Origin of the sequence: Actinotignum urematis (assembly GCF_051264595.1) — a bacterium.
GTDB classification, from domain to species: domain Bacteria; phylum Actinomycetota; class Actinomycetes; order Actinomycetales; family Actinomycetaceae; genus Actinotignum; species Actinotignum timonense_A.
Genome location: NZ_JBOZBG010000004.1, coordinates 43,197 through 55,104, shown reverse-complemented (window position 1 = coordinate 55,104; position 11,908 = coordinate 43,197). Strand labels below are relative to the sequence as shown.

At 62.0% G+C, this 11,908-nt stretch carries 11 protein-coding genes; 4 read left to right on the top strand and 7 right to left on the bottom strand.

Annotated features, from left to right (window positions below):
- Nucleotides 1-8 precede the first annotated feature (8 nt).
- Both ACRQDJ_RS03480 and ACRQDJ_RS03475 read left to right on the top strand, forming a co-directional pair.
- Nucleotides 9-731 carry an HD domain-containing protein gene (locus tag ACRQDJ_RS03480; RefSeq protein WP_320757414.1) on the top strand — a complete coding sequence of 241 codons (723 nt, stop codon included), beginning with the start codon at nt 9-11 and terminating at the stop codon, nt 729-731.
- Complete coding sequence (locus ACRQDJ_RS03475; RefSeq protein ID WP_320757413.1) at nt 728-1,951, top strand: serine hydrolase domain-containing protein; 1,224 nt, start codon at nt 728-730, stop codon at nt 1,949-1,951. The genes ACRQDJ_RS03480 and ACRQDJ_RS03475 overlap by 4 nt, the downstream gene beginning before the upstream one ends.
- A 97-nt stretch (nt 1,952-2,048) precedes the next feature.
- On the opposite strand, the gene dnaB is transcribed toward ACRQDJ_RS03475, so the two are convergent.
- Entirely contained in the window at nt 2,049-3,413 is a 1,365-nt protein-coding gene (gene dnaB, locus ACRQDJ_RS03470) for a replicative DNA helicase (protein ID WP_274732598.1), read from the bottom strand.
- A 374-nt stretch (nt 3,414-3,787) separates the two neighbouring features.
- Between dnaB and ACRQDJ_RS03465 the strand changes: the two genes are divergently transcribed.
- Nucleotides 3,788-5,221, top strand: a complete 1,434-nt coding sequence (locus ACRQDJ_RS03465; protein ID WP_435717780.1) for an MATE family efflux transporter — start codon at nt 3,788-3,790, stop codon at nt 5,219-5,221.
- 354 nt (nt 5,222-5,575) lie between these two features.
- Here ACRQDJ_RS03465 and rplI read toward each other — a convergent pair whose 3' ends face one another.
- From rplI to rpsF, 4 genes are all read right to left on the bottom strand, one after another.
- A complete protein-coding gene (gene rplI, locus ACRQDJ_RS03460; protein WP_016442030.1) occupies nt 5,576-6,031 on the bottom strand; it encodes a 50S ribosomal protein L9 in 456 nt (151 codons plus the stop codon).
- A gap of 11 nt (nt 6,032-6,042) precedes the next feature.
- Complete coding sequence (gene rpsR / locus ACRQDJ_RS03455) at nt 6,043-6,282, bottom strand: 30S ribosomal protein S18 (RefSeq protein WP_016442031.1); 240 nt, start codon at nt 6,280-6,282, stop codon at nt 6,043-6,045.
- A 170-nt stretch (nt 6,283-6,452) separates the two neighbouring features.
- The gene (locus tag ACRQDJ_RS03450; RefSeq protein ID WP_016442032.1) at nt 6,453-7,025 is read right to left on the bottom strand and encodes a single-stranded DNA-binding protein; all 573 of its coding nucleotides are present in this window, start codon (nt 7,023-7,025) and stop codon (nt 6,453-6,455) included.
- Between the two features lie 57 nt (nt 7,026-7,082).
- A complete protein-coding gene (rpsF, locus tag ACRQDJ_RS03445; protein ID WP_016442033.1) occupies nt 7,083-7,373 on the bottom strand; it encodes a 30S ribosomal protein S6 in 291 nt (96 codons plus the stop codon).
- Between the two features lie 287 nt (nt 7,374-7,660).
- Here rpsF and ACRQDJ_RS03440 point away from each other — a divergent pair, with 287 nt between their 5' ends.
- Nucleotides 7,661-8,332, top strand: coding sequence for a TetR/AcrR family transcriptional regulator (locus tag ACRQDJ_RS03440; RefSeq protein ID WP_435717779.1), 672 nt, complete (start codon nt 7,661-7,663; stop codon nt 8,330-8,332).
- 53 nt (nt 8,333-8,385) lie between these two features.
- Here ACRQDJ_RS03440 and ACRQDJ_RS03435 read toward each other — a convergent pair whose 3' ends face one another.
- Both ACRQDJ_RS03435 and ACRQDJ_RS03430 read right to left on the bottom strand, forming a co-directional pair.
- Complete coding sequence (locus ACRQDJ_RS03435; RefSeq protein ID WP_320757412.1) at nt 8,386-9,471, bottom strand: hypothetical protein; 1,086 nt, start codon at nt 9,469-9,471, stop codon at nt 8,386-8,388.
- A 61-nt stretch (nt 9,472-9,532) separates the two neighbouring features.
- Nucleotides 9,533-11,794: a transglycosylase domain-containing protein gene (locus ACRQDJ_RS03430; RefSeq protein WP_320757411.1), complete on the bottom strand. Its 2,262-nt coding sequence runs from the start codon at nt 11,792-11,794 to the stop codon at nt 9,533-9,535.
- Nucleotides 11,795-11,908 lie beyond the last annotated feature (114 nt).

Sequence of the window (11,908 nt, the reverse complement as noted above, 5' to 3'; positions counted from 1 at the left end):
ATAGAAACGTGACAACGAATCCGTATCTGCGCCCCGCCCTCGCGTTCCTGCGTCAGCACCTGGAAGGTGCCCCGGCCAGCCCGCGCGCCCGCCGCTATCGCTATGAACACTGTTTGCGGGTGGCGGCCATCGGGCGCGGAGTCGCGATGTCCGAAGGCCTCGCGGTAGATACCCTCGAAATTGCCTGCCTGCTGCACGATATCGGGAAATTTGATTCCACGCGGCCGGTGGATCACGGCCGGGCCGGCGCGCGAATCGTGCGCCCCTTTTTGGAAAGCCTGGGCATGCCGGAAGCGGAGGTCACGGAGATCTGCCAGGGCATCGCTATGCACACCGATGGCCGCAGTGAATATCCGGAAGATTCTCCCGAATATCGCGGCCAGCGCGAATATCCGGCGGAGGCCAGCGTGCTCGCGCGATCGGTCGGGGACTGCGATAACGTGGACCGTTTCAGCGTCTACCGCATCCACGACACCCTGCTGTATCACAATATGGACGCCATGCCACTGCCCGAGCAACTCGATTTTATTGACGGATACCTGGCGCGCCTGGGGCGCGAACGTAACTACCACTGCGCCACCCGCAGCGCGCAACGCCTCTGGATTGAAGCACTGGAATTTCAGGAGTATTACTTTTCCCGGATGCGTGAGCAGCTAGCCACCGCGCACCCGTATATGGACCTTGCCGAGGGAAAATCACTACCCTCGGCGCACTCAAGGAGGAATCCATGACAACATTCACGCAGGCGCGCGATTCCATTCACGGCTCCTACGCCCCGGAATTTGCACGGGTGGTGGACGCTTTCGCCGCCTCCATCGCCACCAACCAAGATCGCGGCGGGCAAATCGCGGTCCTCTGGCACGGCGAACCCGTGGTCAATATTTACGGGGGCTGGAACCCGCCCGCCGGTGCAAATACCGGGGGCGGCGTGGCCGATGGCGCCGTCGTTGAAGATCCGATCACAGAGCGCATACCCTACCCGGATAACGCGGTGCAGCTTATTTTCTCCCAAACGAAAGGCCTGACCGGGATTTGCTTCGCGGATTGCGTGGCACGCGGGCTTATCGATCCGGATGCCCGGGTAGCAGACTATTGGCCCGAATTTGCCGCCAATGGCAAAGAAGATATTCGGGTGAGTCAGCTGGCCAGCCACTCCGCCGGCCTGCCCGGTTTTGACCATATTCTGCCCGCGAGCGCGCTTTTCGACTGGGATCTTATTACGTCCGAGCTCGCCGCACAGGCCCCGCGCTGGGAGCCCGGAACGAAACACGGCTACCACGCACTCTCCATGGGCTATCTGGCCGGGGAGCTGGTGCGGCGGGTTTCTGGCCTCACCCCGAAGCACTACCTGGAAGAAAACTTCCGCGCGCCCCTCAACCTTTCTGTGTGGATCGGTTGCCCCGAATCTGAGCGGTCGCGCATCGCCAAGCATTTCTGGGGGCCTCGCACCCAGGGCTGGGGCGGGGCGCTGCGCCAGGCCCAGGCCGATCCGAAGTCCACAACCTCCTACGCCTACCAATCCCCGAAGGATACCGATTCGGCCATCACCGACCCGCATTTCCTCGATGCGGAAATGCCCTCTATTAACGGGCATGCTGATGCGCTCTCCTTGGCAACCCTCTACGCGATGTTCTGCGATGGGCGCTATGCGCGCTACGATGCCGAGCTCATTACCGCGGTATCGGCCACCCGTGCCGAAGGCTTCGACGAAGTCCTCTGCGATTCGACCTCCCGCTACGGGCTGGTCTTCCAGCTGGGTAGCCAGCGCGAACCCATGCTCTCCCGCGGCAGCTTCGGGCACAACGGGCGCGGCGGCTGCCTTTCCTTCGCGGACCCGGGCACCGGGATCTCCTTCTCCTACGTGGAAAACCAGCTTTCCTCCGAGCCACTGCCGCAGGCGCGCGTCTGCCGGCTCCTGGCCGCGGTACGGGACAGCCTCGAGTTAGCTTAGCTAACCCAGCGGCAGAGTGCCGATGGTAGAAAAAGTATTTTACGCGGGGGTGCGTTGCAGATCGGCAGCGGTACCCCCGCGATTTTGCTCCACAGGCTTAGTTTTCCGCGAGGTTCGCGAAACGCGCGTAATGGCCCTGGAAAGCCACTTCCACGGTGCCGGTAGGTCCGGAACGCTGCTTGCCAATAATGACTTCCGCCAGGCCGGCCTTCTCAGAATCCTGATGGTACATATCATCGCGGTGGATAAGAAGGACGACGTCGGCATCCTGCTCCAACGAACCCGATTCACGCAGGTCAGCCACCTGAGGGCGCTTATCATTACGCTTTTCCGAATCACGGTTGAGCTGCGCCACCGCAATAATAGGAATTTCCAATTCCTTAGCGAGCAACTTAATCGAACGTGAAAACTCCGAGACTTCCTGCTGGCGCGATTCGGGAACCTTCCCGGCCGAAGCCAAAAGCTGGAGGTAGTCAATCACGATCATCTGAATATCGTGCTGCTGCTTAAGCCGGCGTGATTTCGCGCGGATTTCCGGCAAGGTGAGATTCGGAGAATCATCCACAATGAGCGGCGCGGTAGAAATACGTTCGACGGCGCCGGCGACTTTGTCCCAATCCTGCTGTGTCATCTCACCTTTAATCATGCGATCTTGGAACACTCCCGCTTCGGCAGCGAGCAAACGCATCGACAACTCCGTACGGTTCATTTCCAGGGAGAAGTAGACCACCGGTTGGTGATTGTGGATGGCTGCCTGCCGGCAAAAATCCATCGCCAGAGTGGACTTACCCGCACCCGGGCGGGCCGCCACAATAATCATCTGCCCGGCGCGCAGGCCGTTGAGCTTGGCATCCAGGTCAATAAACCCGGTGGCCACACCTTCTAATTGACCCGCGCGTTCCGCGTTCTTCTCCAGCTCATCCAAAAGCCCGGGAACGATTTCCGCCATCGTGGCGTAATCCGTGGCCTCACGCGATTGCCCGAGGGAAAACACCTCCGATTGCGCCATATTAATGAGGCCCATAACATCCGCGCCGTCGGTAGTGTAGCCGAGCTGGGCGATGCGGGTGCCCACTTCCACCAAGCCGCGCAGCTGGGATTGTTCGCGCACAATATTCGCGTAATATCCGGCATTCGCAGCCGTGGGCACCGAAGCAACCAGGGTGTGCAGATACGGCAGCCCGCCGATACGCTCAAGATCCCCGCGTTTTTTGAGTTCCGCGCCCACGGTAATGGCATCTGCCGGCTCCCCGCGCCCGAAAAGCTCCAGGATGACCGTGAAGACCGTGGCGTTTGAGGGATGGTAAAAATCATCGGCGGTCAGTACGGTCACCACATCGGCAATGGCATCTTTGGAGAGCAGCATTCCACCCAACACAGATTGTTCCGCCGAGAGGTTTTGGGGAGGGGTACGTTCGAAAGATGACCCCTGCATCTTTGCACCGTTATTGACGACGGACATAGCTTCCCTTTCTCGGCGATAGATCTCCACTGGCTTTCGTAACCCGTTTACGAGGTGAATTTCAAGTTAATTCTCCTGCGCGGATGTGTAAACACGCCGGTGGATCCGTGCATAACCGGTGGACAAACTGTGGATAGCTTGGGGATTGTTCACCATTTGTACCCACAACTATCCACAACTGTGGATGGAGTGGGGGAAATCCCCGGTATCCCGTCCCCAAGTTTGTCCACAACTGTGGAAAGATATGACTTCGAGTTCTCCACACACATATGCGGTGATGTCGATCACGTTGAGGCTTTCCTCAAGTACTCATCGCCTTTGGTTGGTAGCACCGGTTCCGGACGACCCTCCCGGGCTCGGCTAAGCTTGCGGACGTGACGACACCCGAGAAGCATCCTGACGGCCCCGTTGGGGACCGCACAAACAGTGCCAACAAAGACGAGTCCTACACCACTGACTCCGGTACGACCAGCTCCAAGACCCCCACCACCAAGCACGCTATCGACCGCGAGATCGCGCGCCTGGCCCTACCCTCCCTCGGTTCTCTCCTGGTCGAACCACTCCTCGTCGCCACGGATACCGTTATGGTCGGCCACCTGGGTACCGGGCCGCTTGCCGGCCTCGCCCTCGCCTCCACAATTCTCACCACCCTCGTGGGGCTGTGCATTTTCCTGGCCTACGCCACCACCTCCGCCACCGCCCGCTACGTGGGAGCTGGCCGCATGAGAGCCGCCCTGTCCCAGGGCATGGATGGGCTCTGGCTGGCCGGTACCCTGGGCGTGCTGCTCGGAGCGATCCTGGCTATTTGGGCACCCCAGATTCTGGCGGTCTTCGGGGCGGAGGGAGTCGTTATCACCGAGGGGGCACGCTATTTGCGTTTCTCCGCCGCGGGGCTCCCCGGTATGCTCGTCGTCCTCGCCGCCACCGGAACCCTGCGCGGGCTCGGGAACACCACCACCCCCTTCAAGGTTTCGGTACTCGGCGCACTCGTCAATATTCCCCTCAACTTCGTTTTCATCTACCCGGCCGGGCTGGGCCTGGCCGGCGCCGGAATCGGTACCGCGGCGGCACAAACGGTCATGGGCGTGGTCCTTACCGGCGTCGTCGTACATCATGCGCGCGAGCACCACGCGCCGCTCGCACCGCGTGGAGTGGGTGTGCTCCGCGCCCTCCACGATTCCGTGCCCCTCATCGTGCGTTCCGCGGTGCTACGCGTGCTGATCCTGCTGCAAATAACCGGGGCGACCCAACTCGGCACCGAAGCGCTGGCCGCGAACCAGATCACCATGACCATCTGGAATTTCGCCTCCTACGGGCTGGACGCCCTCGCCATGGCCGCGCAAATCCTCGTGGGCCAAGCCTCCGGGGCCGGTGATGAATCGCGCCTGCGGGTAGTGCTCGGGCGCTGCCTGAGCCGCGGTATGAGCGTCGGTGCTGTACTGGGGGCCGCCACCGTTCTCACCTCACCTCTTATCGTGCGGATTATGAGCACCGCGGGGGACGTGCGCTGGCTGGCTTTCTGGGGCCTCCTCGTGATTGCGGTATTTTTCCCCATCGCCTCGGTGGCATTTATTCTCGACGGCGTCCTCATTGGCGCGGGTGATCTGACGACCCTGGCGTGGATGATGTTTATTCCCCTTGCCCTGTACGGGCCTATGGTGCTCGCTCTGCTGGAATGGACATCCGGACAGCCGGGATTCATCTGGCTGTGGATCGGCTATGCCGGGGTGTGCATGAGCGCCCGGGCCCTGCCCATGTACCTGCGGGTACGCGGGGAAAAGTGGGTGCAGCTCGGGAGCTCGAGCTAGGCCATGGCCCAGGGCCGGGGAGGTAGGGCGCCGGACCCGGTATGTGTTTTCCGGGGTGTACTGCGGATGTCGTACATACGAAGTACACCTCCGAAAAGACCTAGCACCCTCGCAGGTGCTGGTGTGATTTCTGAGGTTCGTGTGGACGGTGACTCGGGGCCCGTGATTCGTAGAGCCCGTGACGCGTGGCCCGTGACTCGTACTCGTGGAGACCGTGGGAGTGCGGACAGGTGTTGTACGGCAAGTGGCACGGTAGCAGCGGCGGCACGAAACTTGCCCGGGCAGCACAAAGGCGGGGGAGACCACATCCGGTTCTCCCCCGCCTTCGCGTGCTGATCAGCTAGCTATCAGCTATTACTTCTTGGGTGCGCGCAGCACATCCACCTGAAGGGATGCCGTGACATCCTCATGCACCCGCACCTTGGCGGTGTAGCTGCCCAGGGACTTGATCGGGGAAGCAAGCGTGATCCAACGCTTGTCCACCGGCTTGCCCACGGTTTCGGTGGCGGCTTCGGCGATGTCCTTGGAGGTCACCGCACCGAAGAGGCGGCCGTTTTCGCCGGCGGCCTTCTTCACCTGCACCACGGCTTCGTTAAGCGCATCGCGCAGCGCGTGCGCGGCTTCCAGATCGGTGATGGAGCGCTTGCGGCGCGCTTCGGCCATCTGGTCGATCTGCTTCTGGGCACCCTTGGTCCACGGAGTGGCGTAGCCGCGCGGCAGCAGGTAGTTACGGCCGTAGCCGTCCTTGACGGTGACAACGTCACCGGCGGTGCCGAGGCGTTCGACGTCGTGCGTAAGAATGAGCTTCATTATGTGCCTCCTTAGCGAGCGTTGCTCGAGTAGGGAAGCAGAGCCATCTCACGGGCGTTCTTAATCGCCTTGGCGATCTTGCGCTGCTCCTGAACGTTGACACCGGTCACGCGGCGGGCGCGGATCTTGCCGCGGTCCGAAATGAACTTGCGCAGCGTAGCGGTGTCCTTGTAGTCAATATTGCCAACCTTGATGGCCTTCACCGGAGCGGTCTTCCGCTTCAACGGCTTGCGAAGATGTCCCTTCGCCATAGTTTTCTCCTAATGTTGCTGCGACCCGGGCCTAGCGCAATTCCCGCGAATCCCGCGAATCCCGCGTGTCACACTGTGCGGCGCGCTGCGGGGCGGTAGCCCGAGTCAAAATGTCAATAACTGGTGTGTGCGTAGTCCCGAAAATCTAGAACGGAAATCTAGACGAAAATTTAGAACGGGGGCATATCGTCAAAGGCGGAACCGCCCTGCGGGGCTTGCGGCTGCTGGCTCCACGGATCGTAAGCCGAGCCGCCCTGCGGGGCGTTGTAGCTGGCCTGACCCCCGTAGGAGCCCTGCCCGCCCTGGCCGCTTGGCGCACCCTGACCGCCCGGGTTCTGGCCGTAGCCACCCTGGTTGCCGCGGTTGTAATTACCGCCGCCACTGGTTTTCGTGACCTGGGCCTTGGCGTAGCGCAGCGAGGGCCCGATTTCATCAACCTGAAGTTCCAGACCTTCGCGCTGTTCTCCGTTCTGGGTCTGGTAACGGTTGACCGTAAGTCGGCCCGTTACCAGCACGCGCATGCCCTTCGACAGCGATTCGGCGACGTTCTCCGCGTAGTCCCGCCACGCCGAGCACCGCACGAACATTGGTTCGCCATCTTCCCACTGGTCTGTTTGGGCATTGCGCTTGCGCGGGGTGGAAGCAACCGTGAAGCTCGCGACCGCCACACCACCTGACGTGAAACGCATTTCCGGATCGGCGGTGAGGTTACCGACGATCGTAATGACCGGTTCGTTTGCCATAATCGCTCCTATTACCCCGTTGTTTTCTCAGATTCGGTTCTTACGCTGGCGGTACGTTTACTTTGCTTCGCGACGCAGGAGCTTGATGCGGAGCACGTCCTCATTGAGGCCGAGCTGGCGGTCAAGTTCGCTTGCGGTTGCGGGAGTCGCCTTCATATCGACGACGACGTAAATGCCCTCCGAGTGCTTGTTAATGTCATAAGCAAGCTTCCGGCGGCCCCAAATATCGACCTTTTCCAGTTCGCCGCCCTCATTGGGGACAACCTGGAGCAGCTTCTGAACGTTGGTCGACAAATTACGTTCGTCAACGTTCGGAGAAAGGATGATCATCATCTCGTATTCACGCATGTCTACCCACCTCCTCTGGTCTAAACGGCCGCGGTCCGTCCGCGGCAGAAGGGTTATGCGTTGACCCGCCCATTCGCATGCTTAGGCCCGCGAACAGATAGGTCAGTCCCTCAGTCTAGCCGGTGCCAGCACTCTTTTCCAGATGGTTAAATATGGAGCGGCCCACGCCTTTTCGCCTGTATTTCCATGAGAATCCCGGCCCTGAACGCAGGGGGAACGGTAGACTTTCCCTAGGTCGCTCCACCGCGATTGTGGCGGCCTACCGGGCACAAAAACAGGAGCGAGCTATGAGTGAAGGTGAAGCACCCACCATGCAGGAAAAGCTGCTGGATGCGGCCCGTGCGCAGCTTGACCGCGCCGGTGCCGAACAGCTTTCTATGCGCGCGATTGCTCGCTCCCTTGAGCTTTCCCCGGGTGCTCCCTACCGCCACGTACGCTCTCGCGAAGAACTCCTCACCACCCTGGCGGCCGAAGCCTACCGCGACCTGGCCGGGTCAATGCGCCAGGCGGTGGACCAGAAGATGTCGGGGCGGGAACGCTGGGTGGCGGCCTGGCGTGCCGCCCACACCTGGGCCCTTGCTTACCCGAATCGTTTCTCGCTTATTTACGGTGCCAGCGCCATTGATTTTTCCAATCCGGAAATGACCACGGCCGCGGCCCTGCGCGTCCCCCTCGAATTGGCTCGCATCGCGAAAGGTGGGCGCAATAAGGCCCTGACCGGCCCGGAAACCCGCGCGCTCGGTGTGGATTTATGGCGAATTCGCATGACCTTCGGTTCCCTCGATGCGGAGCTGGCCGAGCTCCCGGACGGCCTCATCGTCTCCGTGATCCGCGCGTGGACGGAACTGGTAGGAACCATCACCCTGGAGATGACCGAAAGATACGCCGGCCTGTTCGACGACCACCTCGGCTACCTTGATACGGTCGCCAACCAGTGGGCGGGAACCCTTCAGCTCTAGGTCACCGTGCAGGAAGCCGAAAGGCCCAACTTGAGGCGCCCGGCGAGCTAGCTCTAGGCGAGTGGCAGTCCGGACTCCGCTCCGGTCACGCGCGCGTGCAGCTCGACCACCTCCGCGGCTCGCCCGGTGGGAGCGGGCCCGAACGCAGCAATGAAGCGCGTGGTGGCGTGGCCGGTGCGGGCGGCGTCGTACTGCGTCAACCACCGGAGCATTTCCTCGTGCGCAACCGGATCGCAGAGCGCCGACGACGCATCGTACTCGGGCCAGCGCACGCTGGGCGCCGCGATCCCAACTCGCCAAGGTTTGGCGGTGAGGCGCGCCCGGTACGATTCGTACACCCGGCACAGGCGCATATAGAGCGGGTCGGAACCGAGCTGGTTGAGGATCATCTGCGCTTCCCCGGAGTCCGCGGCAATACCTTCGACCGCCACGATGACGCGGAAACCTTTGAAGGTGCGGTAGACGAAAATCGGCCATGCTGCATTGAGCCGCGCGAAATGTTCAATCCGGTCAAAGGCAATGAGTTCAGCTTCGATCATGTACTGGCGTACCGGCGCCGTTTCGGTGATGAGCCCCGGGATGGAGGCGGGATCGGAGGCGGTGTTCGACACGGTAGTCGATGCCGGTTCCGGTGCGGGATCAAAAGCCGATCCGGCGGGCCGCTCCTGTTTCTGCGCGCCGAACCCGAAAAGTCGAGCGAAGAAACCGGGCTTCTTGGGGGATCCTGCCGCATGTTCCCCGGCTCGCCTACCGGCTCGTTTGCGGCCGCGGGCGCGGGCTGCTTCTTCTAATTCGGGAACGTCCACATCCGCGATGAGGATATCCGACGTATTGAGAACTTCGGCTCCGTAGCGGTTCCGCGTGACCGCACAGGTAGGAGTGCCGTTCTCCGTGCTGAGAACAGAAAGAATCTCTTCGCGCAGCGGGGTGCCCGGATAGTATTCCGCGCGCGCTTGGCGTTCGCGCGGAAAATGACCGAGTTCAGCAATGCGATCAACGAGGCGCTGCAGCCGCACCCTCGCGACTTTTTGCGCTTCTTCTTCCGAATTCGCGGACCAGCCCCATTGCGCCACCGTGGCCGGCCCCGAGGTGGTAGATACCGGGGCGCTCTCCCGCGCCCAGAAGGGATAGATCTTCATGACTCCAGTCTAAAACGCGGGTGGCTCACACTTCGAGAGCGTGGAGCGCACTAGCCCGCGCTTAACCAACCGCACCGGGAACGCCCTCACGTTCGGCCGGCTCTGTAGGCAGCGGGATCGTTTCCGTGGGCGGGGCGGGCATCCGGGTGGGCTGCAGCTCCGGGGGCACGGTCGCGCTCGGTTCAGGCTCCGGCGCCTCGGTGGCCGGCGCGGGCTGCTCGGTAGGCTCCGCGCTCGGTTCGGGCGTCGTCGTTACTTCTTCCACCGGTTCGGGGCGCGTGGGGCGGTAGCTGGGGCGCTTATCCCCAATAAGCTCCGGTTCGGGGAATTTCGGCAAATCCATACCGCCCGTAACGGCCTTCATGAAGTCCACCCACATATCCACCGGGTAGCCGTTCCCGCCGATACCCCACGGGTAAGCACCCCAGCCGCCCAGCGATTCTTCCTCACCGTTCGGCCCGATCTGGAACATATTCACCGTGGTAATAATCTTCGGGTTGTAGCCCACGAACCACGCGGATTTCAAATCCGTGGAAGTCCCGGTTTTCCCGGCCACCTGGAAGCCGAGCCGCCCGGCCCGATCCGCGGTCCCGCGCGGGCCGGTGGGCTCCTGGAGCAGTTCGTTGAGATTATCGGCAACACGCTGGTCGAGCACCCGCTTACCGGCCGTATCCGCGCGGTACACCACGGTTCCCTGCGCGTCACGCACCTCGCTGACCAGGTGGAGGGGCACACTCACCCCGCGGTTGGCGAACCCTGCGAAAGCCTGGGTGAGTTCCTTATTGGTGGGCGAAGCCGAACCGAGCACATTGGTGAGGGAATTATCCAGGCCCGGCGTGGTCTCCGGGATCCCGGCCTCAATCGCGGCGGCGCGGGTATTGCGCGGCCCCACTTCCTCGTTGAGCTGCGCATAGTACGTATTCACCGAGTTCGCGGTAGCTGTGCGCATATTGATATTGCCCATATTGGCGTCGTCGAAATTACTGATCGTGATATCGCCAATTTTTAGTTCCGCGGGGGAATTGTAATAGGTGCCGTCGATGGATTTGCCCTGCTTGAGGGCCGCGAGCGCGCCGAAGGGTTTGAATGTTGATCCGGCCTGAGCGCGATCCTGCGTGACGGTATTGCGCTGGCGTTCCTGATAGTCCGCGCCGGCGTACATCGCGTAAATACCGCCGGTGGAGGGGTCCGCGGAAAGCATGCCCACGTAGTTGTTCTCCGGGCGGTCCTTGGGGAGCGCATTGACGACATCGACCGCGGCCTGCTGCATGGTCGAGTCAAGTGTGGTGACAATCGTATAGCCACCCCGGTTGAGGCTGTCCTCGGTGAACTTTTCCGTGGCGATAAGTTCCTGCTGGGCGGCGGCCAGCAGGTAGCCGTTCGTTCCGCTGAATTGCTTGGCTGCAACATACTCGATGGTCGCGGGCATGGTGGCACCCGCGGCCTGGTCAGCGGTGATATAGCCGTCTTCGAGCATGCGGTTAATGACCCGGTCGAAACGTTGGGCAGCTCGCTCCGGATCAACCGCCGGGTCCCAGGCGGAGGGCGCCGGAATAACCGCGGTGAGGAGCGCGGCCTGGTCCAGGCTCAGCTGCGCGGCGGGAATCCCGAAGTAGTTCTGGGCCGCGCTTTCGATGCCGTAGGCGCCGCGCCCGAAGTAAATCGTATTGAGATAGTTTTCCAGAATGTCCTGCTTGGAGGAATTGCGATCCACCTTGACCGCGAGTACGGCTTCTTTCACTTTGCCGATGTAATCGGTGGTGGTGCCCAGGTAGTAGTTTTCCACGTACTGCTGGGTGAGGGTGGAGCCGCCCTGGCGCGCCCCGCCGCGGATATTATTGACGACGGCGCGCGCAATGCCACCCAGGTCAATCCCGGAATTGGAGTAGAAGGTGCGGTCTTCGGAAGCAACCACCGCATTCCCCACGTAATCCGGTAGGGATTCCAGGGGGACCGGGGTGCGGTTCACCTCGTACATGCTGCCCAATTCGGTGCTGCCATCGCGGTAGTAGAGAGTGGTTTTTTCCGCGGTCGCAATATCATCGGGGCTGGGGACAGGTAGGAAAATGTAGAGGGTCACCAGGGCAACCAGCCCGCCGAAGCCCAGGGTGAAGAACAGCCCGAGCACGAAACGCCACGAGGGAATCCAACGGTGAATCGGCCCCTTACCACGGCGCGGATAATTCCATACGGAGCGCTTGCGGCGCGCGCCAGCGCCCGGTCCGCCCCGGCGCGCTCCGGCACGACCCGCGGGAACTGCGCCGCGCCCAGCTTGCGTGCGCGTGCGCTCCTTCTGTGTCCGACCCGTTCGCGTTCCAGCCATCGTTACTCCCTACCGGCGCGCGGTCGCGCCGCGTATCTAGTCTGCCTCAGGTCACGCGCTCGTGGCTAACCCGCGTGGCCCAAGCTACCCGCAACGCCTGCGACCCGCCGCCCC

Coding starts and splice junctions, on each gene's coding strand:
- ACRQDJ_RS03475 (WP_320757413.1), top strand. CDS start 728: ATGACAACATTCACGCAGGCGCGCGATTCCATTCACGGCTCCTACGCC.
- dnaB (WP_274732598.1), bottom strand. CDS start 3,413: ATGTCCGTCGTCAATAACGGTGCAAAGATGCAGGGGTCATCTTTCGAA.
- rplI (WP_016442030.1), bottom strand. CDS start 6,031: ATGAAGCTCATTCTTACGCACGACGTCGAACGCCTCGGCACCGCCGGT.
- rpsR (WP_016442031.1), bottom strand. CDS start 6,282: ATGGCGAAGGGACATCTTCGCAAGCCGTTGAAGCGGAAGACCGCTCCG.
- ACRQDJ_RS03450 (WP_016442032.1), bottom strand. CDS start 7,025: ATGGCAAACGAACCGGTCATTACGATCGTCGGTAACCTCACCGCCGAT.
- rpsF (WP_016442033.1), bottom strand. CDS start 7,373: ATGCGTGAATACGAGATGATGATCATCCTTTCTCCGAACGTTGACGAA.
- ACRQDJ_RS03440 (WP_435717779.1), top strand. CDS start 7,661: ATGAGTGAAGGTGAAGCACCCACCATGCAGGAAAAGCTGCTGGATGCG.
- ACRQDJ_RS03435 (WP_320757412.1), bottom strand. CDS start 9,471: ATGAAGATCTATCCCTTCTGGGCGCGGGAGAGCGCCCCGGTATCTACC.
- ACRQDJ_RS03430 (WP_320757411.1), bottom strand. CDS start 11,794: ATGGCTGGAACGCGAACGGGTCGGACACAGAAGGAGCGCACGCGCACG.